Origin of the sequence: Nitrosospira lacus (genome assembly GCF_000355765.4) — a bacterium.
GTDB classification, from domain to species: domain Bacteria; phylum Pseudomonadota; class Gammaproteobacteria; order Burkholderiales; family Nitrosomonadaceae; genus Nitrosospira; species Nitrosospira lacus.
Window position 1 is genome coordinate 17,754 of sequence record NZ_CP021106.3, and the last position, 24,293, is coordinate 42,046.

At 54.8% G+C, this 24,293-nt stretch carries 22 protein-coding genes and 1 tRNA gene; 2 read left to right on the top strand and 21 right to left on the bottom strand.

The genetic code is table 11. The annotated features are described in order from the left end of the window. From EBAPG3_RS00065 to groES, 10 genes are all read right to left on the bottom strand, one after another. Complete coding sequence (locus EBAPG3_RS00065; protein WP_004180321.1) at nucleotides 1–273, bottom strand: HU family DNA-binding protein; 273 nt, start codon at nucleotides 271–273, stop codon at nucleotides 1–3. Between the two features lie 226 nt (nucleotides 274–499). Beyond that, nucleotides 500–2,914, bottom strand: coding sequence for an endopeptidase La (gene lon, locus EBAPG3_RS00070; RefSeq protein ID WP_004180318.1), 2,415 nt, complete (start codon nucleotides 2,912–2,914; stop codon nucleotides 500–502). 90 nt (nucleotides 2,915–3,004) lie between these two features. Further along, nucleotides 3,005–4,282, bottom strand: a complete 1,278-nt coding sequence (gene clpX, locus EBAPG3_RS00075) for an ATP-dependent Clp protease ATP-binding subunit ClpX (RefSeq protein WP_004180317.1) — start codon at nucleotides 4,280–4,282, stop codon at nucleotides 3,005–3,007. A gap of 87 nt (nucleotides 4,283–4,369) precedes the next feature. Further along, a complete protein-coding gene (gene clpP, locus EBAPG3_RS00080) occupies nucleotides 4,370–5,014 on the bottom strand; it encodes an ATP-dependent Clp endopeptidase proteolytic subunit ClpP (protein ID WP_004180315.1) in 645 nt (214 codons plus the stop codon). A 1-nt stretch (nucleotide 5,015) separates the two neighbouring features. Continuing rightward, the gene (tig, locus tag EBAPG3_RS00085) at nucleotides 5,016–6,320 is read right to left on the bottom strand and encodes a trigger factor (protein ID WP_004180312.1); all 1,305 of its coding nucleotides are present in this window, start codon (nucleotides 6,318–6,320) and stop codon (nucleotides 5,016–5,018) included. 124 nt (nucleotides 6,321–6,444) lie between these two features. Continuing rightward, nucleotides 6,445–6,529, bottom strand: a tRNA-Leu gene (locus EBAPG3_RS00090). Between the two features lie 61 nt (nucleotides 6,530–6,590). Next, on the bottom strand, nucleotides 6,591–7,337 hold the full coding sequence (locus EBAPG3_RS00095) for a YciK family oxidoreductase (protein WP_004180311.1): 747 nt from the start codon (nucleotides 7,335–7,337) through the stop codon (nucleotides 6,591–6,593). A gap of 49 nt (nucleotides 7,338–7,386) precedes the next feature. After that, complete coding sequence (hpnD, locus tag EBAPG3_RS00100; protein ID WP_040853060.1) at nucleotides 7,387–8,232, bottom strand: presqualene diphosphate synthase HpnD; 846 nt, start codon at nucleotides 8,230–8,232, stop codon at nucleotides 7,387–7,389. Nucleotides 8,233–8,504: 272 nt separating this feature from the next. Further along, nucleotides 8,505–10,163, bottom strand: a complete 1,659-nt coding sequence (gene groL / locus EBAPG3_RS00105; RefSeq protein WP_004180305.1) for a chaperonin GroEL — start codon at nucleotides 10,161–10,163, stop codon at nucleotides 8,505–8,507. A 50-nt stretch (nucleotides 10,164–10,213) separates the two neighbouring features. Beyond that, the gene (gene groES, locus EBAPG3_RS00110; protein ID WP_004180304.1) at nucleotides 10,214–10,504 is read right to left on the bottom strand and encodes a co-chaperone GroES; all 291 of its coding nucleotides are present in this window, start codon (nucleotides 10,502–10,504) and stop codon (nucleotides 10,214–10,216) included. 478 nt (nucleotides 10,505–10,982) lie between these two features. On the opposite strand from groES, the gene EBAPG3_RS00115 reads away from it, so the two are divergent. Together EBAPG3_RS00115 and EBAPG3_RS00120 are read left to right on the top strand one after the other, a co-directional pair. Continuing rightward, nucleotides 10,983–11,636: a methyltransferase family protein gene (locus tag EBAPG3_RS00115; protein WP_004180303.1), complete on the top strand. Its 654-nt coding sequence runs from the start codon at nucleotides 10,983–10,985 to the stop codon at nucleotides 11,634–11,636. A 152-nt stretch (nucleotides 11,637–11,788) separates the two neighbouring features. Next, nucleotides 11,789–13,225 carry an ATP-binding protein gene (locus tag EBAPG3_RS00120; protein WP_004180302.1) on the top strand — a complete coding sequence of 479 codons (1,437 nt, stop codon included), beginning with the start codon at nucleotides 11,789–11,791 and terminating at the stop codon, nucleotides 13,223–13,225. Nucleotides 13,226–13,409: 184 nt separating this feature from the next. On the opposite strand, the gene EBAPG3_RS00125 is transcribed toward EBAPG3_RS00120, so the two are convergent. From EBAPG3_RS00125 to cpaB, 11 genes are all read right to left on the bottom strand, one after another. Continuing rightward, the gene (locus EBAPG3_RS00125; protein ID WP_151898828.1) at nucleotides 13,410–14,480 is read right to left on the bottom strand and encodes a LytR C-terminal domain-containing protein; all 1,071 of its coding nucleotides are present in this window, start codon (nucleotides 14,478–14,480) and stop codon (nucleotides 13,410–13,412) included. Nucleotides 14,481–14,497: 17 nt separating this feature from the next. Next, on the bottom strand, nucleotides 14,498–15,439 hold the full coding sequence (locus tag EBAPG3_RS00130) for a type II secretion system F family protein (RefSeq protein ID WP_004180295.1): 942 nt from the start codon (nucleotides 15,437–15,439) through the stop codon (nucleotides 14,498–14,500). 36 nt (nucleotides 15,440–15,475) lie between these two features. Continuing rightward, nucleotides 15,476–16,513: a type II secretion system F family protein gene (locus tag EBAPG3_RS00135; RefSeq protein ID WP_227869236.1), complete on the bottom strand. Its 1,038-nt coding sequence runs from the start codon at nucleotides 16,511–16,513 to the stop codon at nucleotides 15,476–15,478. Beyond that, a complete protein-coding gene (locus EBAPG3_RS00140) occupies nucleotides 16,461–17,819 on the bottom strand; it encodes a CpaF family protein (protein WP_004180291.1) in 1,359 nt (452 codons plus the stop codon). Before EBAPG3_RS00140 ends, EBAPG3_RS00135 begins: the two co-directional genes overlap by 53 nt. Before the next feature lie 67 nt (nucleotides 17,820–17,886). Then, nucleotides 17,887–19,047, bottom strand: a complete 1,161-nt coding sequence (locus EBAPG3_RS00145; protein WP_004180289.1) for a CpaE/TadZ family protein — start codon at nucleotides 19,045–19,047, stop codon at nucleotides 17,887–17,889. A gap of 52 nt (nucleotides 19,048–19,099) precedes the next feature. Continuing rightward, entirely contained in the window at nucleotides 19,100–19,558 is a 459-nt protein-coding gene (locus EBAPG3_RS00150) for a TadE family protein (RefSeq protein ID WP_227869237.1), read from the bottom strand. After that, nucleotides 19,555–20,061 (bottom strand): TadE/TadG family type IV pilus assembly protein, encoded by a 507-nt coding sequence (locus tag EBAPG3_RS00155; protein ID WP_227869238.1) that lies wholly within the window; start codon nucleotides 20,059–20,061, stop codon nucleotides 19,555–19,557. Before EBAPG3_RS00155 ends, EBAPG3_RS00150 begins: the two co-directional genes overlap by 4 nt. A gap of 8 nt (nucleotides 20,062–20,069) precedes the next feature. Continuing rightward, nucleotides 20,070–21,371 carry a Tad domain-containing protein gene (locus tag EBAPG3_RS00160; RefSeq protein WP_051049093.1) on the bottom strand — a complete coding sequence of 434 codons (1,302 nt, stop codon included), beginning with the start codon at nucleotides 21,369–21,371 and terminating at the stop codon, nucleotides 20,070–20,072. A 43-nt stretch (nucleotides 21,372–21,414) separates the two neighbouring features. Then, a complete protein-coding gene (locus tag EBAPG3_RS00165; protein ID WP_004180279.1) occupies nucleotides 21,415–21,750 on the bottom strand; it encodes a hypothetical protein in 336 nt (111 codons plus the stop codon). Nucleotides 21,751–21,763: 13 nt separating this feature from the next. Then, nucleotides 21,764–23,392, bottom strand: coding sequence for a type II and III secretion system protein family protein (locus tag EBAPG3_RS00170; RefSeq protein WP_004180278.1), 1,629 nt, complete (start codon nucleotides 23,390–23,392; stop codon nucleotides 21,764–21,766). Then, nucleotides 23,389–24,198 carry a Flp pilus assembly protein CpaB gene (gene cpaB, locus EBAPG3_RS00175; protein WP_004180277.1) on the bottom strand — a complete coding sequence of 270 codons (810 nt, stop codon included), beginning with the start codon at nucleotides 24,196–24,198 and terminating at the stop codon, nucleotides 23,389–23,391. The genes EBAPG3_RS00170 and cpaB overlap by 4 nt, the downstream gene beginning before the upstream one ends. Between the last annotated feature and the right edge of the window lie 95 nt (nucleotides 24,199–24,293).

Below are 24,293 nucleotides of genomic sequence, written 5' to 3' on the forward strand. Positions count from 1 at the left end.
CTAGTTTACTGCATCCTTGAGCGCCTTGCCAGCGCTGAATTTCGGAACTTTTGCGGCCTTTATCTTGATTGCCGCACCAGTACGAGGATTGCGGCCGGTGCGGGCCGCGCGTTTACCCACTTTAAAAGTTCCAAATCCGACGAGCGTTACACTCTGACCTTTTTTTAGAGCGGCTTTAATGGCGGATAATGCTCCATCCAGCGCGTTACCTGCAGAGGCCTTGGAAATATCGGAAGACTTGGCGATGGCATCGATGAGTTCAGATTTATTCACGGTGATTCCCCTTTCGTTATTTTAGTTACAGAAAAACCCTTGCAATTGGTTTTATATCAAGCCGTTTGTGCTTGGTCAAGCAATTGTGAAAATATTTCAGAAACATTTTGTACATAAACTCAACGCGTGAAAATCTTGCTGTCTCCCGCAATCCAAGTCCTGTTTAGTGAAACGGAATAACCAGAGACCGAAAAATAAAAACTCACGAGAGTTCTTTTTTCGGAATTTAGTGCTTGATAACCGTGGTGGTGGCAGTACCCCCCTCAACCCCCACGGGACCAGGCACGGGCGCGGGTGTAACAGGAAGCGCTTCCGGCTTGCGCTCCAATGCCAGGTCCAGCACCTGATCTATCCATTTAACCGGATGAATATCCAGCCGATTCTTGATATTCTCCGGAATTTCGGTCAAATCCTTGACGTTATCCTCTGGAATCAGCACTATCTTTATACCACCACGGTGCGCGGCCAAAAGTTTTTCCTTGAGACCACCGATAGGCAGCACCTCACCGCGCAGTGTTATTTCTCCCGTCATCGCCACATTTGCCCGAGCCGCAATGCCCGTCAGCGCCGATACCATCGCGATGCAGATGCCGATTCCGGCGCTGGGGCCGTCTTTGGGCGTCGCACCCTCCGGCAGGTGGATATGAATATCGTTCTTCTGATAAAAATCATCGGCAATACCCAACGTTCTTGAACGGCTGCGTACCACCGACAGCGCAGCCTGGACCGATTCCTGCATTACCTCCCCCAATTTTCCGGTAGTGATGGTTTTTCCCTTGCCCGGTAAGACGACCGCCTCGATGGTCAACAATTCTCCACCTACCTCGGTCCATGCCAGACCCGTAACCTGTCCTACCTGATTTTTCTCTTCCGCAACGCCATAGGTGTAACGTCTTACCCCAAGGTATTTATCCAGATTGCGTCCGCTGATGGTAATTTTTTTCTGATCACCTTTGAGCAGCAATGCCTTGACCACTTTGCGGCATATTTTTGAAATTTCCCGCTCCATAGCCCGCACGCCGGCTTCCCGCGTGTAATAGCGGGTAATATCACGCAAAGCGGATTCGGATACCGCCAGTTCATCTTCCTTGAGCCCGTGATTTTTTATCTGCTTAGGCAACAGGTAACGCGTCGCGATATTGAGTTTCTCATCCTCGGTATAACCCGACAACCTGATCACCTCCATGCGATCCAGCAATGCCGGGGGGATATTCAGGGTGTTGGCGGTAGCAACAAACATGACGTCCGACAAATCATACTCGACCTCGATGTAGTGATCCACGAATGAGTGATTCTGCTCCGGGTCCAGCACTTCCAGTAATGCGGATGATGGATCACCCCGGAAATCCATACCCATTTTGTCCACTTCATCGAGCAGGAATAATGGATTTTTGACACCCACCTTGGTCATGTTCTGCAAGATCTTGCCCGGCATCGAACCAATGTAGGTACGACGGTGACCGCGTATCTCCGCCTCGTCGCGCACACCACCCAAGGACATGCGCACGAATTTGCGGTTGGTGGCACGGGCGATGGATTGCCCCAACGATGTCTTGCCCACGCCAGGGGGTCCCACCAGGCAAAGAATAGGCGCTTTCAGCTTATCAACACGCTGCTGCACGGCCAGATATTCGACAATACGCTCCTTGACCTTGTCCAGGCCATAATGATCCTGCTCCAGCACCACTTCAGCGGCATTAAGGTCCTTGCTGATTTTATTTTTTTTCTTCCACGGCAATGCTACCAGCGCGTCAATGTAATTGCGAACCACAGTCGCCTCAGCCGACATGGGAGACATCAAACGCAGCTTCTTCAACTCCGATTCTGCCTTGGCGCGACCCTCCCTGGACATCTGTGCGGCCTTGATCTTCCTGTCGATCTCTTCCAGATCGGCCCCATCTTCACCTTCACCGAGCTCCTTCTGTATAGCCTTCACCTGCTCGTTGAGATAGTAATCGCGCTGGCTTTTCTCCATCTGGCGCTTGACTCTCCCGCGGATACGTTTCTCCACCTGAAGTATGTCCAGTTCGGTTTCAAGCAGCCCCAGCAGGTGTTCCAAACGTTTTGGAACATCTGAAATCTCCAGTACTTCCTGCTTTTGCTCAAGCTTCAACGGCAAGTGGGCTGCGATCGTATCAGCCAGGCGCCCGGCTTCGTCTATCCCGCTGAGCGAAGTCAGTATCTCGGGGGGGATTTTCTTGTTGAGCTTCACATACTGGTCGAACTGAGCCAGCATTGCGCGCCGCATTGCCTCGACTTCGTGGTTGTCAACAGCATCCGGAGGCAGCAATGCAGCCTGGCCGGAAAAGTAGTTGCCATCATCAATCACCTTCATGATGCGTGCGCGGCGGCTCCCTTCAACCAGCACCTTGACGGTGCCATCCGGTAATTTAAGCATTTGCAGCAGGTTTGCCACGCTGCATACACCATAGAGATCGTCAGGAGCCGGTTCATCCTTGGCAGCAAACTTTTGCGCGACCAGAAGGATACTCTTACCGGACTCCATGGCAATTTCCAGCGCCTTGATAGACTTGGGCCGCCCGACGAATAAGGGAATTACCATATGCGGAAACACTACTACGTCGCGCAACGGCAATAACGGCAATGACACCTGAGTGGGATCGTTAACTGGGGAAGACATATCGGCTCACCTATAAAAGACGAACAAAGGTTATGGGGACGCCGCGAGAAAATTCAAGGCAACGGACCAGGCAACGGTCGAGACCCGGGGCTAAAAGCTTTTGGCCACTTTCGGCTTATCCGAGTAAATCAGAATGGGTTTGATATCACCACTTACCGAGCCATGATCAATGACCACCTTGGCGACGTTTTCCAGCGATGGCAGATCGAACATGGTATCCAGCAGTGTACTCTCCAGAATGGAGCGCAACCCGCGTGCGCCAGTCTTGCGCGCCAGCGCTTTTTTGGCAATCGCCCTGAGCGCCTGCTCGCGGAACTCGAGATCGACGCCGCCTTCCATGTGAAACATTTTCTGGTACTGCTTGATAAGCGCGTTTTTGGGCTCGGTCAAAATTTGAATCAGGGCCGACTCGTCCAACTCTTCGAGGGTGGCAACTACTGGCAGGCGGCCGACAAATTCCGGAATCAGACCATACTTGACCAGATCTTCCGGCTCCACACCCCGCAGTACAGCACCGAAATTTTTGCGATTGTCCTGACTTCTCACATTGGCGCTAAAACCTATTCCACCTTTCTCGGAGCGGGCACGTATCACCTTCTCGAGACCGTCAAATGCACCCCCGCAAATGAAAAGAATATTGGTGGTGTCCACCTGAACAAATTCCTGATTAGGATGCTTTCTCCCGCCTTGGGGGGGCACCGAGGCGATCGTTCCTTCGATCAGCTTCAGCAACGCCTGCTGCACCCCTTCCCCCGATACATCCCGGGTAATTGACGGGTTATCCGATTTACGCGAAATCTTATCGATCTCGTCAATATAAACAATCCCCTGCTGCGCCTTTTCTGCGTCGTAATTACATTTTTGCAGTAGCTTCTGGATGATGTTTTCCACATCCTCGCCGACATAACCCGCTTCGGTCAGCGTTGTCGCATCGGCCATGACAAAGGGCACATCCAGCAAGCGAGCCAGCGTCTGCGCAAGCAGCGTCTTGCCTGAACCGGTAGGACCGATAAGCAGTATGTTGCTTTTCGCCAACTCGATGTCGTCGGCATCCGTACTTTTTGCCAGGCTCCTCAGACGCTTGTAATGATTGTATACCGCTACCGACAGGATCTTTTTTGCCGGTTCCTGACCAATTACATATTGATCGAGAATCTGGCAGATCTCATGCGGCACGGGCAAATCCGACTTGGTGAGCTTGGCAGCCTCAGCGCCTTGTATCTCCTCACGAATGATGTCATTGCAAAGCTCTATACATTCGTCGCAAATGAATACCGATGGACCCGCAATGAGCTTCTTCACTTCATGCTGGCTTTTGCCGCAGAAGGAACAATAAAGCAGTTTTTCGCCGCCAGTTTTCTCTGACATAGTTTTATCCCGCATTATCCGAGCCAGTGCGCTCGTAGCTTAAAATTATATCTCCATCTATGATCATTATAGGTCACTCTGTATCACTTAGCCCGCACTCTCATTTCTGGCGGTAAGCACAGCATCCACCAAACCGTATTTTACGGAGTCCTCCGCGCTGAGAAAGTTATCCCGATCGGTGTCTCTCTCGATAGTCTCTATGCTTTGGCCCGTATGCTTTGCCATGAGCGCATTCAATCGGCCTTTAAGAAACAGGATTTCTTTGGCATGTATTTCGATATCTGAAGCCTGACCCTGAAAACCACCCAGCGGCTGATGAATCATAACACGTGAATTGGGAAGGCAAAAACGCTTGCCGTTTGCACCCGCCGTCAGCAGCAGCGATCCCATACTCGCGGCTTGACCTATGCATAGCGTGCTGACATCAGGTTTAATGAATTGCATGGTATCGTATATCGCCATTCCAGCGGATACCAGCCCCCCGGGGGAATTGATATAGAAATGAATATCCTTGTCCGCATTTTCGGATTCCAGGAACAATAGCTGCGCCACAATCAGGTTGGCGGAAATTTCGGTCACTGGCCCTACCAGAAATATCACCCGCTCCTTCAGCAAGCGGGAATATATATCGTAAGCGCGCTCACCCCTCCCGCTCGTTTCGATCACCATGGGAATCAATCCCAGATTGTTCGGATCAAGGTTACGCTGTTTCCAATCGAGTTGTTGCATCATGTCATGATTTTCCCATCAATTCATCCAGCGTCATTGGCTTGTCCGCGACTGCAACTTTTTCCAGCACCCACGTTACCACGTTATCTTCCAGCACCGCCGACTCCGCCTCGTTAAGGCGATCCCGTGAAGCATAATGCCATTTAACCACCTCAGCAGGATTCTCGTAGCTTTGTGCAAGATCCTCCACCACTGTTCGCACCTGTTCAGGCTTTGCATGCAGGCCATTAATCCTTACCACTTCACCCAGGATCAATCCCAGATTCACCCGGCGTTGCGCCCGCTCGTAAAACAAATCCCGGGGTAACGGCACGTTTTTAGAGCTCATGCCCCGCGATTCGAGATCATTACGCGCATCCTGCATGAGCCGCTCCAGTTCCTGCTCCACCAGCGCTTTGGGTGCCTGAATCGCGGTCGCATCCAGCAATGCCTGCATGACTTGTTCCTTGACTCTGGCTTTTACCCGTTTGGATACTTCTCGCTCAAGGTTGCCCTCGATTTCCTCGCGCATTTTTTCGATACTGCCATCCCCAACGCCGAGCGATCTGGCGAATTCAGCATCCACTTCCGGCAGTTTCGCCGCTTCCACGCTGTTGAGCTTCGCCTCAAAGGTGGCCGTCTTTCCGGCAACCTCCTTTCCATGATAATCCGCCGGAAAGGTTACTTCAAACGTTTTGCTCTGCCCGGCGCTCATGCCCACAAGAGGTTCTTCAAAGTCTTTGAGGAGCCTGCCTTCCCCCAGCACGAGGGCAAAATTCTCGGCTTTGCCGCCGTCAAATTCTACTCCATCGATGACGCCACGATAATCGATGGTGACACGATCACCTGTTACCGCGGGCCGCGCCGCCGGCTCGTATTGAACGCGCTGCTTGCGCAGAATCTCCAGCGTCTTATCGACGTCGGAGCCAATCACGCTGACTACAGGCCGGTCGATTCGGGCTCCGCTTAAATCACCGAGGATCACATCTGGATAGACCTCAAATGTCGCACTGAATTCAAATTGAGCAGCGTTTTCCGCCCCCTGCTTCGGTTCAAAATGCGGATAACCTGCAACCCGCAGCTTTTGCTCACGCACAGCTTCGCTGAAATTCCTCTGCAGCACATCACCCATGACCTCCTGGCGCACCTGCGGGCCGTATTGCTGCATGACAATTTTCAGCGGCACCTTGCCGGGCCGAAAACCGTGTATTTTTGCGGTACGCGCCAAACGCTTCAGGCGGCTTTCAATTTCCGTTTCGATTTTTTCCTGAGGAATCGAAACGTTAAGGCGACGCTCTAGCGCACCCAGGTCTTCGACATTCGATTGCATTCCATTTCCCGACTGGTTGATAACATTCATGCAGCGTTATAATAACGGGAGCAGCCAACGGACATCTGACATGTGGCCGTCAATCCACGACTCGCGCGACATCACTCGCACCGCTATCACTTCCTGGTGCGAAAGGGGGGACTCGAACCCCCACACCTTTCGGCGCCAGAACCTAAATCTGGTGCGTCTACCAATTCCGCCACTTTCGCGCGCCGCTCCGGGCCAATTATACCTGTTTCTCCCAGCTGCGGCAGCCCGTACCGGGGTGAGCTAGCAAAATAGGGTCTGGCCTCTGACAGCGTTACTGTCCGGGCCCATCAAATATAGATAACCAGGCATCAGATCCTCCGGTGGACGCAAATCCTGCTTGACCTCACCGGGATGAGTCCTCGTCCGCTGGGGCGTGTGCACCGGCCCCGGAATTATCACATTGACACGCAGGTTCGGCAGCATTTCCCATTCCTGTGCCTGAATTTTCGCCAGCACCTCCAGTCCCGCCTTGGCCACCGCAAATCCGCCCCAATAGGCCGCGGGATCATGACCATGCGTTTCCGAGGTCATTATCACGCTTGCATCCGGCGACGCTTTCAGCAGTGGCAGACAGGCGCGTGTCAGCGCAAAGGGCGCAACCAGATTGACGCGTAGCATCGATAGCCATTGTTCCAGTGTCTGATTCTCTAGTGGAGTCAGACTGAATATCAATGCCGCATTGTGCAGGATGCCATCCAGTTTGCCCAACTGCAGCTTGATGGCATGAGCAATCGCCTGAAAATCCTTGTCTCCCGCCTTTTCCAGGTCAAGCGGAAAAATTGACGGCTGCACCCCGCCTCCGGCTTCAATTTCATCATACACACGTTCCAGCTTCTCAACCCGGCGCCCATGCAGAATTACGGTAGCACCGTGAGCGGCATAGGTTAACGCTGCAATACGGCCTATGCCCTGGCCTGCACCAGTAACGAGAATCACACGATCCTTGAGCAAATCAGGCGACGCGCGGTAATTTTTAAAATTATTCATCCTGAATCCGGTAGCTGGAGGATATACAATCGGGGCAAAGCCCCCTGGCTCACCCCTTGATCCAGGTCGTCCATGCTATCCACAATTTACGCATCGGCGTAAGACTTACGCGTTGCCGCATAATACGACAACCGTCCTCCTTGATCTCCTTTAGCAGAGCTTGATAAATCGCCGCCATGACAATGCCGGGGCGCTGGTTTTTTCGGTCCTCCGCAGGCAATGCTGCGAAAGCCCGAGCGTAATAACTTTCCGCACGCTCAATCTGAAACTCCATCAGCCGTTTGAAGCTGTCGGTTTCACGCGAATGAAGGATGTCCTCGTTCGATACGCCAAAACGTACCAATTCATCCTGGGGCAGATAGATACGGTCGCGACGTGCGTCTTCGCCGACGTCGCGTATGATGTTGGTGAGCTGGAATGCGAGCCCCAAATCCTGCGCATACTTCAGGGTATCGGGATTGCGATAGCCAAAAATCTCCGCCGAACATAATCCCACCACGCTCGCCACATGATAGCAATATAGCCGCAAGGTTTCGAAATCAGCATAGCGATTATAATTAAGATCCATTTCCATGCCATCAATGATCTCATTCAATCGCTCAGCGGTGAGATTGAATATTTTCGACACGTTAACCAGCGCTTTAGCCACCGGATGGCTGGGTTCATTTCCATGTCCGGCATCAAATATGGCGGCAACTTCCTGCCGCCACCACGCAAGTTTCGTTCGCGCCACCGACGCATCGGTGCACTCATCCACCACATCGTCCACCTCGCGGCAGAAAGCATATAAGGCAGTAATGGCGCGGCGTCTCTCCGTTGGCAGATAGAGAAAGCTGTAATAGAAACTGGAACCGCTTTGAATCGCTTTTTCCTGACAGTACTGATCTGGAGTCATAAATTTATGATAAAGAAAACATCTGGCCGCCACCGCCCCACGGTTTCGAAGCGAGCCTCCACAACTTGAGGGAGTGCGCTTCGCGCTTCTGGCATGGATGGAAAAAACAAATTTTTTTAATGAAGCAATTATAAAGGGATGTGGCGCACATCATGCACCTCAAAATGAAACCCGGCCAGCAATGGCTTAGACCGGGTTGTGATAATAAAAAACCCCACCGTGGCGGGGTTTTTTATCGTACTTCATTTCTACCAAGACCGATACAGCAAATCCTACATATCCATGCCGCCCATACCACCCATACCACCCATACCACCCATGCCGCCCATGCCACCGCCTCCACCGGATTCTTCCTTTGGTGATTCAGCCACCAGAGCATCAGTGGTAAGCATCAGACTCGCCACGGAGGCGGCATGCTGCAATGCATAACGCGTAACCTTGGTAGGATCCAGAACACCCATTTCCACCATGTCGCCATATTCGCTGGTGGCGGCATTGTAACCAAAATTACCCTTGCCTTCCAATACCTTGTTGATTACTACCGAAGGCTCATCGCCGCAGTTAGCAACGATCTGGCGCAGGGGCTCTTCCAGCGCACGCAGAACAATCTTGATGCCGGCGTCCTGATCATGATTGTCGCCTTTGAGGCTGGCCACCGCACTCAAGGTACGCAATAACGCCACGCCACCACCGGGAACGATACCTTCTTCCACTGCGGCGCGGGTAGCATGCAGGGCGTCTTCAACACGCGCTTTCTTCTCTTTCATTTCCACTTCAGTGGCCGCACCGACTTTGATCAACGCTACACCGCCAGCCAGCTTTGCCACACGCTCCTGCAATTTTTCCTTGTCGTAGTCGCTCGTGGCTTCGTCGATTTGCTTGCGGACCTGCTTGACACGGCCTTCAATGTTTGCGGCATCTCCAGCGCCATCAATGACAGTGGTTTCTTCCTTGCCAACTTCTATGCGCTTGGCCTGTCCCAACTCCTTCAGGGTAGCTTTTTCCAGCGATAAACCTACTTCTTCGGCAATCACTGTGCCGCCCGTGAGAATGGCGATGTCTTCAAGCATGGCCTTGCGGCGATCACCAAAGCCAGGCGCTTTGACTGCACAGGTTTTCAGGATGCCGCGGATATTGTTCACAACCAGGGTGGCGAGTGCCTCGCCGTCCACATCTTCAGCAATGATCAATAGCGGTTTACCGGCTTTGGCTACGAGCTCCAGCACCGGCAGCAATTCGCGGATATTGGAAATCTTCTTGTCGTGCAGCAAGACAAAAGGATTTTCCAGCAATGCGATCTGCCTGTCGGGATTGTTTATGAAATACGGGGAAAGATAACCACGGTCGAACTGCATGCCCTCGACCACCTCCAGCTCATTTTGCAGCCCGGAACCATCTTCCACCGTAATCACGCCTTCCTTACCCACTTTTTCCATCGCGTCCGCAATGATCTTGCCGATTTCCGGATCCGAATTGGCGGATATGCTTCCCACCTGCGCAATTTCCTTGCCGGTGGTACAGGGTTTGGACAGTTTCTTGAGTTCCTCAACAGTTGCGGCAACGGCTTTATCGATACCACGCTTCAGGTCCATCGGGTTCATCCCGGCGGCGACATACTTCATGCCTTCCTTGACGATGGACTGCGCCAGAACCGTGGCAGTGGTCGTGCCGTCGCCCGCGACATCAGACGTCTTGCTGGCTACTTCCTTCACCATTTGTGCGCCCATATTCTCGAACTTGTCTTTCAGTTCGATTTCTTTCGCTACCGAGACACCATCCTTGGTAATAGTGGGTGCGCCATAAGAACGCTCCAGGACAACATTGCGCCCCTTGGGGCCAAGGGTAACTTTAACCGCATCGGCCAGAATGTTGACCCCGGCCACCATTTTGTGGCGGGCTGAATCGCCAAATTTCACTTCTTTCGCTGCCATAATCTCTTTCTCCTAATTTCCAGAAATATTGTTTAACCGTAGTGAGCAAATTAACTTTCGATGACCCCCATTAGGTCCTCTTCGCGCATCACCAGAAGCTCTTCCCCCGACACTTTCACCGTCTGTCCGGAGTATTTTCCGAATAGCACTTTGTCGCCAACCTTCACATCCAGCGGACGGACCTTGCCGTCGTCACCAACCTTGCCTTTGCCTACAGCAATGATTTCGCCTTGATCGGGCTTTTCCGCCGCGCTGTCAGGGATGACGATACCGGATGAAGTCTTGCGTTCTTCTTCCAGCCGCTTGACAATAACGCGGTCGTGTAACGGACGAATCTGCATGTTTTCTTTCTCCTGTTTTGAAATTAATACAATGAAATCTATGGAAAAACTGATATTTTTGTGTTCAGATTTCCGAATTTACCACAAAAACCTATTAGCACTCACTGCCAACGAGTGCTAATAATACGGACTGTCACCGGAAGTTTCAAGTAAAGAAGCAATAAATACTTGCTGCAAACAATCAATACTGCCTGGCGAAATCACCGTAAGTCTCAATCCGGGCAATTCATCCAGCGACCGAAGAGCGTCTCAACCGAATGGTGGACTTGCGCCGATAACCCCGCCGTTAGCTTGATTACCAACAATTTGAGGCAACGTATCTTCCCAGTGCATCCTGCAGCCATGTTTTCATTTAGGCAATTCGTTGTACTTCGGTACGATGGACAAGACACTTGTGGGTTTCCTAAAATGAAATTGTAGTATTCAGGAATGCAGCAATTCGTGGGGCCACGGTTTGCTAGACCTATAAGGACACATTATGAGTAACCCGCGCTTTCTCGCCCTGGACAGCATGAATTCATTATCAGAAATACTGCAATCCCGGCGGGCTAATGTTTACAGCGGAATGCTGCTGGCAACCCTCTTTGGATACTTTGCCCATGCGCATTTCGGCAAGTTTCAGGAAACGCGGGAATGGGCGCTGTTGCTGGTGGTTATTTCTGAAACTCTGACGGCAGGATTTTTTATCTTCCGCAGCAATCCGAAGACCGTTTCGCTGGCTCCATCCGACTGGCTGGTGGCAATTGGCGGTTCCTTCGCGCCGCTGTTTTTCCGCCCTGCAACGTGGGGAATGTTTCCCCCGGCGAGCATCGTGATTGTGCTCGGCACGATGCTTCAGATAATCAGCCTGCTATCCCTCAATCGCAGCTTTGCGATAGTCGCGGCCAAACGTGAAATCAAGACCTCATGGATGTACCACATCGTGCGCCATCCGCTCTATGCCAGCTACTTCCTGTTATTTGGCGGCTACGTGCTGGTGCATACGACGCTCGCGAATCTGCTCGTCTATACGATAACGATGGGGTTCCTCTGTGTGCGAATCTTCCGCGAAGAAAGGCACCTTGCCCTTGACCCGGCATATCGCGCTTACATGCTTGAAGTGCGTCATCGGCTTGTCCCGTTCGTGTTTTAGCCCTGCAGTCTGTGGCGATATGAAACCCGACTAAGGCCATTGATCTTATTGATTTCTATCTCCATTAAAACAACATTGGCTCAGAACGGATCACGCCCTAATCTATCAATGCAGAACAATCCACCGCTGGATTCAAATTCAAGGAACCCACCATGGCAAATCCAATCGGTGAACTGCTGGTTCGCGAAGGTCTGATATCACCCGCACAACTGGCAGAGGCGCTGGCCTGCCAGAAGGGGAGCAGTGACCGTCTGGGGGATATCCTCGTCTCCCTTGGTTTTCTCACCGCAAACCAGTTTAGCCAGTTCTTCTCCCCTGTCCCATCCGCCCCGCTAAAGGTGGTCAATACTGGCCTGAGTGAAGCATTTCTCACCGACTTGTTGCTCAAGGCCGCGCATCTGGAAGCCGGCACATTCTCCTTGCAGCAGATCTCGGACATACTCTCGCTCCCATTCAGTGTCGTCGATGAACTGGCGGAACTGGTCACGACTGACCAACTGGCTTCCATCCGCTCAGCCACCGGCTATAGCCGGGCGGCCCAGGTTTTCGAGCTGACCCAGCGTGGGCGCGAAAGAGCAAAAGCGGCGCTCGAAACCAGTCTTTACGTGGGGGCGGCTCCGGTGCCGCTGCAGGACTATACACGCGCCCTGGTGCGCCAAGGTATCCGGCAGATCGAGGTGGATAATGAATGGATACGCCATTCCCTGAAGCACATGGTTATTGGAGAAAGAATGCTTAACCAGTTGGGGCCGGCATTTAGCTCGGGACGTTCGATCTTCTTTTATGGCCCGCCTGGAACGGGAAAAACGAGTATCGCCGAAATATTGGGACGCGCACTGCCGGGGCATGTTTACATTCCGCAAGCGATTGAGGTGAGCGGCCAAGTAATTCGGCTGTTCGATCCCGCAATTCATTTTAGCGTGGCGGAGGGAACGGCTGAGAGTCCTCAGCTTGATTTGAGAATGAATCTGAAGTATGACCCGCGCTGGAAAAAATGCCGTCGCCCAGTGGTGATGGTGGGCGGCGAACTGACACTGGATATGCTCGACCTGCGCTACGATAGCAGCAGCAAATTCTATGAGGCTCCGATACACATGAAAGCCGGGAACGGGGTATTCATCCTCGATGACTTTGGCCGGCAGCAGGTGGAGCCGCGCCAGTTGCTCAACCGCTGGATCATACCTCTGGAACGCGGCACCGATTTCCCGACCCTGCATACCGGTCTGAAGTTTGAGATACCCTTCGACCAGATCACCGTTTTTTGTACCAATATGCGTCCCGGGGATCTGGTTGATGAGGCATTCTTGCGCCGCATCCGCCACAAGATCCAGGTGCAATACCAGACCGAGGACGAATTCAGGGAAATCCTGCGCCGGGTTTGTGTCACACAGGGAATCGCCTACGATGCGATAGTAGCCGAATATCTGCTGGACAATTATTACCGTAAGCCCATACGGCCGCTGACGGGGAGTCACCCGCGCGATTTGATGGAGCACATCGTGGACCGCGCGCGCTTCATGAAGAGGCGTCCCGAATTAACAATCGAGAGCGTGGATATGGCAGCGGCCAGCTATTTCGTGGAGATGTGATGCAATTGCCGCATTCTGCCAGGAACTTCTGAATAAGTCCCGCATGGGGCGGATAGTGGAATGGGATGCACAAGGTAAGGATGCGAATGACTCATTTTCGCTACGAGCCTGACGAAGCGGATCGCCCCGCAAAGCCGCTGCCGTGCCCGCGTGGGACTCATTCAGAACTTTCCGGGGGTTCATACTATTCCCGAGGTTCTTCAGCGTCTGCCGCCTTGCCGGCACTTAGGGCAACCTGTATCTTACCCCGGTTATCGAAGTAGGCAGCCTCACGGGCGAAATCCTTGCCCAGCAGCACCCGAACCTGGACTTCCCGACGCAGATTGTAGCTCTCCACCACCGGAGCCTGCTTCGGCATCATCTGGCTGATCTGGCCGGCAAGTACCGAATTGCCAGGCCGGTAGTGAATCTCGGTCTGTACCTGCTGGTACGGCGGCCGGTCGGTCAGACGTGCCTTGGCAAACCCGCTTCGCTGCAGAAAGCCGGATACCTGCGCGGCCATGCCGCTCATGCCGTTGCCATTTGAAACTTCAATACGGACATCCTTGCTGTCAAGATTACCGGCATCCTGCGACACGGCAGTCTTGCCGGTAGATCTACCTGTACGGAGAGCCGTCATTGAATCGGCGTCGGTCATCCTGAGCTCGAATACATTAGGGGTTACCTGCACAAGCCGAGAAGGAGCGGCGGGTATGGTGGCGGAAAAAGTGTCAGGTGCCGCGGTGGGTTCCGGTCTTGCCATTCTCAGCATGGCAGCCTCATCGTGCAATTCCGCTTTTTCGTAAGCAGCCGCCAGGTTGCTGCGCGCTTGGCGGTTTTCCGGATCGAGCCGCAGTGCTTGCTCGAATGCGGCAACGGCCTCGCTTTCCTGTCCCCGCGCGAAATGGGCATAACCGAGATTATTGTGCAAGTGTGCCGCCATCGGCAATAGTTCGATCGCTTTTCGGAAGTGCTGCAGCGCCAGCTCATGCCGCCCCAGCAGGGAATAAGAGACGCCCAGTCCGTTGTGCGCCTCGGCATGAGCTGGGTCTGCCGCCAACGCCTTTTCGTATGCGGCGGCAGCTTCCGTGTAATTCATCTTGCCCTGGTAGTACCGGCCCAGCCAATACATTGCCTCGGCCCCCCCGGTTGCGTGCTTTACATCCATCACTGGCTTGATGCTCAAAGCCTGCTTATCGCTGCTTTGATACAATGCACATCCCCCCATGACGGACACGCAGCTCATCACCCATACCAGCCGTTTTACTTTAAACATGTCATACACCTCTTTATTCATTGGCCCGCAAGGGTGGGTAGCAATATACGATAAATGTTGATGAAAGCCGGTCCCATCAGCACCAACAGGAGCGACGGAAAGATAAAGAAAATCAGAGGGAAAAGCAGTTTCAGCGCTATTTTTGCGGCAGCCTCCTCCGCCCGCAGCCGGCGCGTGGTGCGCAACGTGTCCGAATGCACACGCAAGGAAGTTGCGATGCTCGTACCGAAGCGGTCAGCCTGCACCAGCATGGAGACCAAGGCGTCGATTTCTTCCACCCCCGTTCGCAGGGCAAGGTTGCGCAACGCCTGCTCCCGGGTTCGGCCGGCACGAAGCTCCAGGCTTACCAGATGAAGCTCGCCAGCCAGGACTCGGCTCCTCAACCGCATCTCTTCTCCTACTCGGACCATTGCGGCATCCAACCCCAATCCGGCCTCAATGCATACTGTCATAAGATCGATAGCGTCCGGAAAACTCTCGAACAGTTCACGCTGGCGTAGCGCAATCAAACGCGCCAGTATCACATTCGGCAGGTAGTAGCCGGATGCCGCCAATCCCAGCAACGCCGCCAAGGCAACGCTGGTATCCAGTTCGAGGCGGCCGATACCGGCATAGAGCAGGAAAATCCCCGGCAAAGCCAAAGCCAGCAACGTCTTGGCGGCGAAATAAACCATCGGCACCGACCTGGCATGATAGCCTGCATGCATGAAGCGAGTGCGCAGAACAGAGTTTTCCCATCCCTCGCTCGGCAGCGCCAGCTTCGCCAACGGCCCGGCCAGATCGATAACGCTCTTATTCCACTGGCTGTCCACTTTTTCCTGCGGCGAGGCACCTTCAGCGGCAATCTGGTCCAGGCGAGTTTTGGTGGGACGCGGCGCAAGTGCCCGCATCACCGCAAAGGCGGCTCCCGCCACCATGATAAAAATAACCGCCAGATAGGCAATCTGAACTGTTGTCATACTTGGGCTGAGTCCGTTATTAATTAAAAAACCGCTTCATACCCGGATCTTGATGATGCGCGACATGATGAAGATACCCATCACCATCATTCCCAGCGCGGTACCGACCATTATTATTCCTGCTGGATCCGTCCACAATATACTCAGAAATCCGGGATTGACGATATGGATCGTTAAGCCCGTTGCAAATGGCAGACAGGAAAGAATCCAGGCCGAAAGCCGTCCCTCGGCCGAAAGCACGCGAATTCTTCCCAGTAACGTGAGGCGATCACGGATCAGCCCGCTGATTTTATCGAGCAATTCCGCCAGGTTGCCACCACTCTCGCGCTGGATCAGCACCGCGATCACAAAGTAACGCAGATCGGTGATGGGGACCCGGAAGGCGAGGTTCATCAACGCATCCTGCACCGAGACGCCAAAGTTGATTTCATCGAATGTCAGGCGGAACTCGCCTGCAGCCGGCTCGGGTCCATCGGTGGACACCATCTGCAACGCACCGGAAAAAGCATGGCCAGCCTTTAGCGCACGGGCCATCAAATCAATCGCTTCCGGCAACTGCCGTTCGATTTTCTCCAGGCGCTTGCGTTTCGCGCTGCGCACAAAGAACAAGGGCAGCACGCTTCCAGCCGCAGCCCCAAGCAGTGTGACAATAAACGGCAGGCCCAGCAACGCCGCGCTCGCCATTCCACCCAACGCCGCCATGGCAGTGTAGCCGAGGAAATGGGTCACCATGAGCGACATACCCGATTGCTGCAGCAGCCGGTCGAGGCTGTGAATGCGCGGAACCCGCAGCAGGAAGCGTCCCAAGGCGGGCGAGCTGCTCAGCAGCCGTTGCTTCAGTAGCGCCGTCTCGGCGCCGTTCCATCCGGCGGAAACCGCCTGCAAACGTTCCTGGATGCGTTTTGCTTCCGGACCCTTGTGAGCATACCAGGCCAGATAGCCCCCTTCCAAAAACAGCACCACGGCAAGAAAGAAGAACAGGAGAAACAGGTAGTAGAGAGAATCCATCGCCGCCCCTTCGCTACGCGTACCGGCGGGATGGGTCGAACAACTCCTCGCGCAATGGTATGCCATGTATACGCAAGCGCTCGGCGAATTTAGGGCGAATGCCGGTGGCGCGGAAATGCCCCTGCACCGTTCCGTCCGCTGACATGCCGGTCTGCTCGAAAGCATAAATTTCCTGCATGGTGATGATATCGCCTTCCATGCCGGTGATCTCCTGGATACTGGTCAATTTGCGCTTGCCGTCGGTCAGGCGCAAGACCTGGATCACCACCCATATGGCCGAGCTGATCTGCTGACGCACCGCCTTGATCGGCAGGTTCAACCCGCCCATGTTCACCATGTTCTCGATCCTGCCCAAAGCATCTCTGGGTGTATTGGCATGAACCGTGGCCATGGAGCCTTCATGGCCGGTGTTCATGGCCTGTAGCATATCCAGCGCTTCAGCGCCGCGCACTTCGCCGATGATGACCCGGTCGGGGCGCATGCGCAGGCTGTTCCTCACCAGTGCACGCTGGGAAATTTCACCCTTGCCTTCGACGTTGGGTGGACGTGTCTCCAGGCGCACCACGTGCGGTTGCTGCAACTGCAGCTCGGCCGCGTCTTCGATGGTGACGATACGTTCCGATAATGGAATGAAGCTGGACATGATGTTGAGCAGCGTCGTCTTGCCGCTACCTGTACCACCGGAAATGAGTATGCTGCACTTGCCCTTGACCAGGCCGCCGATGATTTCGCCCATTTCCGGCGTCAGGGACTTAAAACCTATCAGATCGTTCATTTTGAGCGGGCTCACGGAAAAGCGCCGGATCGAAAGCATCGACCCGTCGATCGCCAGTGGCGGAATAATGGCATTGACGCGGGAGCCATCGGGCAGGCGCGCATCCACCATGGGACTCGATTCGTCCACGCGGCGCCCGACACGCGACACGATCCGGTCTATGATCTTTCTCAAGTGCCCTTCGTTGGCGAAGTGAATATCGGTCATTTCCAGTCGGCCGCGGCGTTCGACATACACCTGGCGGTGAGTGTTGACCAGAATATCGGAGATGGTTGGATCCGCCAGCAGGGGTTCCAGGGGGCCCAGGCCGAGCACTTCGTTCTGGATGTCCCGGACGATGCCCTGGCGCTCCACCTCGTTGATCGGGGTGCTTTCCTCAACCAGCAGGCGTTCCACCAGGTTCTTGATTTCTATCAGCAGACGTTCGGGTGGCAGACTTTCCATGACCGTCAGATCGACCCGGTCGAGCAACTTCCGATGGATACGTGCCTTCAATTCCTGATATGCCGGGATATCGTGCAGCGCTGTAAGGGATGCCGGGTATTGCTCCGCAGCCCCGGTTTGCCTCACGCTTTGAAGGCGGTCTCTTATCGACATGGTCGGCATTCCATAAAATCAGGGTTATAGTTTTTCATGGCTTCAATTCAGTATTCTTCAATTTTTCCTAAAATGTAAAAAATTTTCTGAGCATGCCTCCCTGGCCGGCACCGCGGGACAATTCGTGCGCAATCTCCTGCAGCGACTTCGCCACCGGACTGCGCCGGTCGAGTTTTATTGCAGGTATGCCCTGGTTCACCGATGCGGTGACCACGGTGTGATCGTTTGGTATCACTTTGAATATCTTCAGATTCAAGGTGTTCTCCATATCAGCGAGCGTGATATCGGCATTTTTCTTGTAACGATTCACGACAAACCGGAGCTTATCGTCTGGATAGTTTAACGCGCTAAACGCATTCGACATGCGTTTGGCATCCCGGATGGAGGGTAGGGTTTGCTGCATGACCGGGAAAACCAGATCGGCCCGGTCCAGCGCCTGTATCGAAATCGCATCCAGCCCGCGCCCTACGTCCAGAACCACGAAGTCGTAGTGTCTCGTCGCTACCTCGAACAGCGGATTGATGTGCTCCGGCTTTATCTCCGCAGCCTTTTCCGGCTCTTCCGGCGCGGCCAGCACACCGAAGTTGGGCAATACCTGGAGCATGCTGGAAGCCAGGAATGATCCGTCCAATCGCTGGATCTGGCGCGCCACATCGGCAATCGAGGTCGTGGGCGGACTATCGTGCACGAACAGCGAGGCATCGCCAAACTGCAGATTGAAATCGAACAATGCAACCCGCTTATTCTCCAGCGCGGCCAGAGCATAAGCAATATTGGTGGCCAGGAACGTTGCCCCGCTGCCACCTTTGCAGGGAATGAATGCCAACACTTTGCATTGATTGACGGGCATCCGTGCCAGCGTGATTCGTTGCTGAAAGCGCTCAACAGCCTCAATCACGACATTGCGGGTCAGCGGCGTCTGCAACACCTCGCGAACGCCAGCGCGCATGACTTCGATGAGGCGTTCCGGCGATTGGGCCGGGCACAGCATAACCACTCCCAAGTCGGGAAAACGTGAAGTGACACCATGGAGAATCTGCAGTTCCATCGGATTGAAGTGCTGCCCTTCCAGCATCAGCAGATCGGGTTGCTCCTGCTCCGCCACCGCCACCACCTGGTGCACACCGCCGATCATCGCGATAAACGGATAGGGCTTGTCGGCTTCGGTGAGAAATCTCTGGATATTGTTCGGATATTGCGAGTCCTGGGCGACGACAGCGATCTTCACTTTTTTTCCTTTATATTCGTTCGTGGTAGAACTTTTTTCCAGCCCGGCTCACTCAACTGCAATCCGGATTGGTGTTATCCATATCCATACTTTCGCGCGGCAGGGTGGTGGAAAATGACGGCATGCTGATATTTAACGGCACAAGCGGAATGAAAGTCGAGACACTCAATCCCGTGATGCTTACCGTGACCGCCCGGCAAGAATTGATGTCGCAGCCACCGGGCGTATAAGTCAGGTCGATATTGCCGGGGGTCAGGATACCGAGCATGTCGCTCATCCGGGTCTTGATGATAGCTGCGTCCTTATTGCACACCACTGCCAGCCGTGCGCCCAGGCGCGTGACCTCGGTTGCAGTATTCCAGTAGAACAGGACACGACCCATCTCCATAATGCCGAGCAGCAGGGTGAACAGGAGCGACGCAACGAGCGCGAATTCGACGGCGGCGGCTCCACGCTGCTTAAGCAGCCCCCCCGGGCTGGATGCCGCACGATATGGTCGCGCATTCATCATAGCTGCCTCATCGTCGCGTGAATTTCACTGAATGGGATGGTATTCGCGGCGTTGGCCAAAAGGTTCGCGGGATTGAATACAAAGTTGAATACATAGCCAGTGATGCTGACTTCAACCAGTGTAACCGGCGTTCCGGCCGCAGTAGTCGTGGTTGTGGACGCAATCCCTACCATACCCGTCGTCAGCCCCGGTGCAAGAGACGGCCCGGAACAGGTAGTGTTGCCATGCACGGCCAGGCATCTGGCGTCGGTCAGCGCGACCGAGTAGGAAGCCGTATCCGTGGGATTATATTGCGACAACAGACGTGCCGAATCACGCACCGTCTTCACAAGGGTGTTGTACTGGTAGAGGGCGCGGCCGTATTCAACCACGCCGAACGCCAGCAGCAGCATGGGTATCAGTAGCAGGGCAAACTCCACGGCAACCGCGCCACGCATCCCGCTGCGCTTCAAGCCTTGACTGATACCGAGAGATGTCTCCATTGTGTATGTTTGCTTGTGCATGACAGCTCTCATCGCACCAGGGTCGGAACAAGCGGCCCTCCGCTCGTGGAGCCGCCGGGTACACCCGATGTCACGCAAGGACTGGCAGGGTCATCCGCCCAGCCGAGGTACTCGAGATACATCCGGGCCGCGCCCGTCCCGCCGCCGCCGGCACTGTTGTTGAGCGGATGCAGCATCAGAACACACGCCCATGACAGTACCGGCGCAACGGTCGATCCGCTGGTAAAGCCAACACAATCCACCACGGCAGCAATCGCTATTCTCCGGTCGCCACCCGCTGTCTGGAGATAACCGGGATTCGCGACCGTTCCATTCGTGCTCAAGCCGGTTGTCCCATCCCCCTGATATTGCGCGTAGGTTCCTCTCCTGTTCCTGAAATCGGCAAAAGCGTTGAACTTTGTGGGCCAACTTCCCGCTGCGTCGGTATAGGCGTAACCGGTGTAATCGGGAATCGACTCGCCTTGCTTGACACTGCCCTTGTAGATACCGAAACGGCTGTTCCAGCTGGCTGCCAACGACGATATGACACCCGACTGCCCCACCTGGGAGCCGATCGCGGGTAGATTGCAGACACCTGCGCCGGTCAGGTTTCCGCCAAGCTCGGCCGCCCCGCCGCCAGGAGGGGAATAATCCACCCACATGAAATTCCCCGTCAGGTTACCGCTTCCGCCGCTTCCGCCAGTGCCGATTACGCTTTGCAACCACGTTCCGGATGGTGGGGGAGTAGGAGCGAGCGCGCTGCTGCAGATCCCCACGGGGATGGCGCAGGAAACAGTTTGTGACGGCGAGCGAGTGGCCACCGCCCCGGCGGCGACCGCCTGGTTGCCGATTGAAATTCCCGGCATAAGGTTCATGACCTGCATGAACCAGTTGGCAATGCCGGTGCGATCCACCGTGCAACGTGCGAACTGCGCCAGGAGTGCTTCTGCGGCAGTGAAAGCGATCTTTGGCTGATAGGTGCCGTTGAGTGTCTGGCTGAATGTCACGCTGTTATCGACAGAAAGAGAAATTGCTTCGCCTTGAAAGAGGACGTCGTGACGCATGCCTGCCGCGATACCCGCTGCTTCGGCGAGTATGAGCTGATTTGTGCTGGCGCCGGTAAGTTCGCGTACTGCGGCCAGTGCGCATGCATCCGCACTGTTTTGCAGTTCGGATTTCGCAACATAGAGCTTGCCCAGATCAAGCGCCAAGCCGGCAAAACCAACCAGGACAACCATCGACAGTGCCACAATGATCGCGATTGTGCCTCTTTCTCTTCGGAGACTCGGACAACTGCGGCGACTGAGCAATATGACTGGAAGGGATCTCATTGGTTTTTATCCAAGCTTCGCATATCTTCGCGCGGTGAACATGTTATCTTCCCATCCCCATTCCACTCCCGCCTCCACCCCCGCTTCCCGCCCTGCCGGAACCGACGTTAACCACGCCGCCCGACAGCGCCGGCCTGGGATTGACGAATGATTCGCGGTAGTTATCCAGAGCCGCGTCGCCGGCCTGACCGTCGATCCCCTGCACGGGGTCCTTGCGCGAGGGTTCCGGGTTGGCAGTCTGCTGGGTGCGGGCAATAGCTACGGAACTGCCGAATTGCGCGTCCAACCTTGGGGTGATCGGCACACAGGCCGTCGTCAAAATTGCGATCAGAATCACAGGCAGCCTTCCCGGGATATTCTTCAGTGATGTCGTTTTCATATTTTCCGTCTCCTTATTTCATCTGAAAGCCGCCGGCATTCGCGGGATTGGCCGAGGGTTCTGCCTGAGGTTGAGCCCCTGTACCGGGTATTTCTTTTGCGGGCAGTTCTTTGGGTGAACCTTCCATTTTCCCGTCTATCAGGAACTCTGGCCGGCTGGGCGGGACGAAATTGTCTATCGGTAGTTGGTAAACGGGCTGTAATGGTTTTACCAGGCGCGGTGTCACCACGATCATGAGCTCCGTCTTGTCCGTCTGAAAATCGCTGCTGCGGAACAGCGCGCCAAGTATCGGCAGTTCCCCCAGTACCGGAAAACGCTTGGCATGCTCCTTGATGTTGTCCTGCAACAATCCGCCGACAGCGAGCGACTGCCCGTCCCGCAACTGCACCGTTGTCGATATGCGCCGGGTGGTGAAGGTCGGCACCGCCAGCACGCCACCGAGGCCAGTCGTGGCTATGGTGTTGAAGCTGACCAGTTCCGTCACTTCCGGGGATACTACGAGGTTGATCCGGCCCTCCTCGAGTACTGTTGGCGTAAACTTCAACCCCACGCCGAATTGCCTGGACTGGAGGGTGACCACGCCGGCAAACTGGGGGACGGGAATCATGACTTCGCCGCCCACAAGGAAGCTGGCCTCCTGGCCACTGATTGCCACGATAGTGGGTTCGGCCAGAATCTTTATCAGGTCGTCCTTTTTCTCGGCATCGATGAGAAAGGAGTCACCCGTATTCGGAGTACCCAGGGACTGGAATAGCTGTCCGGGCGCACCGCCAATGATGCCGGTCATGATCTGCGTAAATGCGCTTCCGGCTTTTCTGGCCGCTCTCTGAAAATCAAAACCAAGTTTTTCCGCAACCGTCCGGTTGATCTCAACTATTTTCACTTCCAGCATGACCTGCTGGTTGCTGCCTACCTGAAGAAGATTGATCACCTGAACACTGCCCAACCCCTGGCCGGCACCCGGTGATTCACCACCTTGCCCCCCTCCTTGCATACCCGCTCCTTGCGTGCCGGCACGTTGCCCTCCCTGGGTGCCGGACGAGGCGCGCACATAAGCATCCGCCAGCGCCACCGCCCGATCCGCCTTGAGCGTATCGGATACCGTGCCGGACATCGCGAGGGAATCCCCTGCCGCGCTTACCCGGATATTTTTCTCACCAGGCAAGAGTTCCTGCAACTTGCTTTGCAGGGCGGCTGCGTCCATGATGACGGTCACGTCGATGACAGCAGCCTGCCCCCCCCGGGTCCACAGGATGATATTGGTTGTCCCGATGGATTTGCCCAGCACATAGATCTCGCCCGGACTAATCAGTGTCACATCGGCGACCTCGGGATTCCCCACCGATAGACGTGTGACCGGCGCCGACATTTTAAGCAGGGCAGATTTGCCCAATGTCACATTCATGCTGGAGATGCCCACCAGCAAGCCCTCGGCCGGTTTCGCTGCAACCACCTGGGCTGTCGCAACCGGAACCCCAGTCGTCAGCGCCGCAACGGCACATATCGCCATTGCAGCGAGAAGTAATGGCAATGAGTGGAGCGGGCCACCCCCCGGGAGTAAATCTGAATTGACGGTTCGCGAGAAAAGGTGTCTTTCCGCAGGGGGGACAGGATAGCTGTCCATGGATTGTCGCGGCTTCATCTGATCTCCTTCGGCGCCAGTATTGTTTCGGTTTTCTGAATGCCTCGGATGATTTCGATCGTCGGCTTCGGTGCAGCGGGTTTGCCCCGGTAAGCGGGTGCTGTTCCGGTTTCGACACTCAGCCTCAGCAGATCTTTGGTGCGCACTCCGTCCGTCGTGCCCGGGCTCTTATCGATCTGGTTGCGCAGCACCAGCGACAGCGTACCGATGCTGCGCGCGAGATCGAGTTTTTCTGCTTCCTCCGGGGTCACTTCCAGCGTGACGGCGGTTACCGCCTTGGGCTTGGTTTCGTCGCGACCGAGATCCTGGCCCACTGCCAACACCAGAATGCGCTCCAGCACGATCTTGGAGATGGGTTTATCACTTTCGTCCTTCGCGTTTACCAGAATGTCCACATTGTTTCCCGGCAAAGCTAATCCGGCGAGGCCGATGACCTCATTCACTTTCACGGTAATGGCGCGCTTGCCCTCCGTAATCACGCCGGATAATCCGCCCATGGCGCCCTCCGGCGCCAGTTTGGATTCCATCAGCGGTTCACCGCGCACCAGATTGATTTTGACTACACGGGAAGCGAGCAGCTTCGCATCCTCGAACGATCCCGGAGGCATGCTGGCGCGTGGCCAATCCGTCGACTGCAGCATATCCGGGGTCAGCGATGTGCCGACATCAATGTCCCGCGAAGCGGTAATAACCTTGGATGCATCCACACTCGCCCGATCGACGACCCATTTACCCGCCACCACGACGGCAGCCAGACCCAACAGCAGCGAGATCACGATCATCCATATGGCTCTTACATTCTTCATTTAATCATTCCTTTTTGCCGACTGTTATCCCAGACTATGCGGCATTCGATTATTCTTACAGTCCGATCACTCAGCTCAATAAACCCGATTAATCT

Bases quoted from the DNA above. Each gene is read 5' to 3' on its own strand.
- groES (WP_004180304.1), bottom strand. From the start codon at position 10,504: ATGCAGATTCGTCCGTTACACGACCGCGTTATTGTCAAGCGGCTGGAA.
- EBAPG3_RS00095 (WP_004180311.1), bottom strand. From the start codon at position 7,337: ATGAATAATTTTAAAAATTACCGCGCGTCGCCTGATTTGCTCAAGGAT.
- EBAPG3_RS00125 (WP_151898828.1), bottom strand. From the start codon at position 14,480: ATGTTTAAAGTAAAACGGCTGGTATGGGTGATGAGCTGCGTGTCCGTC.
- EBAPG3_RS00140 (WP_004180291.1), bottom strand. From the start codon at position 17,819: ATGTCGATAAGAGACCGCCTTCAAAGCGTGAGGCAAACCGGGGCTGCG.
- EBAPG3_RS00130 (WP_004180295.1), bottom strand. From the start codon at position 15,439: ATGACAACAGTTCAGATTGCCTATCTGGCGGTTATTTTTATCATGGTG.
- cpaB (WP_004180277.1), bottom strand. From the start codon at position 24,198: ATGAAGAATGTAAGAGCCATATGGATGATCGTGATCTCGCTGCTGTTG.
- EBAPG3_RS00160 (WP_051049093.1), bottom strand. From the start codon at position 21,371: ATGAGATCCCTTCCAGTCATATTGCTCAGTCGCCGCAGTTGTCCGAGT.
- lon (WP_004180318.1), bottom strand. From the start codon at position 2,914: ATGTCTTCCCCAGTTAACGATCCCACTCAGGTGTCATTGCCGTTATTG.
- EBAPG3_RS00165 (WP_004180279.1), bottom strand. From the start codon at position 21,750: ATGAAAACGACATCACTGAAGAATATCCCGGGAAGGCTGCCTGTGATT.
- clpX (WP_004180317.1), bottom strand. From the start codon at position 4,282: ATGTCAGAGAAAACTGGCGGCGAAAAACTGCTTTATTGTTCCTTCTGC.
- EBAPG3_RS00120 (WP_004180302.1), top strand. From the start codon at position 11,789: ATGGCAAATCCAATCGGTGAACTGCTGGTTCGCGAAGGTCTGATATCA.
- hpnD (WP_040853060.1), bottom strand. From the start codon at position 8,232: ATGACTCCAGATCAGTACTGTCAGGAAAAAGCGATTCAAAGCGGTTCC.
- clpP (WP_004180315.1), bottom strand. From the start codon at position 5,014: ATGATGCAACAACTCGATTGGAAACAGCGTAACCTTGATCCGAACAAT.
- EBAPG3_RS00135 (WP_227869236.1), bottom strand. From the start codon at position 16,513: ATGGCATACCATTGCGCGAGGAGTTGTTCGACCCATCCCGCCGGTACG.
- EBAPG3_RS00155 (WP_227869238.1), bottom strand. From the start codon at position 20,061: ATGCACAAGCAAACATACACAATGGAGACATCTCTCGGTATCAGTCAA.
- tig (WP_004180312.1), bottom strand. From the start codon at position 6,320: ATGCAATCGAATGTCGAAGACCTGGGTGCGCTAGAGCGTCGCCTTAAC.
- EBAPG3_RS00150 (WP_227869237.1), bottom strand. From the start codon at position 19,558: ATGATGAATGCGCGACCATATCGTGCGGCATCCAGCCCGGGGGGGCTG.
- EBAPG3_RS00115 (WP_004180303.1), top strand. From the start codon at position 10,983: ATGAGTAACCCGCGCTTTCTCGCCCTGGACAGCATGAATTCATTATCA.
- EBAPG3_RS00170 (WP_004180278.1), bottom strand. From the start codon at position 23,392: ATGAAGCCGCGACAATCCATGGACAGCTATCCTGTCCCCCCTGCGGAA.
- groL (WP_004180305.1), bottom strand. From the start codon at position 10,163: ATGGCAGCGAAAGAAGTGAAATTTGGCGATTCAGCCCGCCACAAAATG.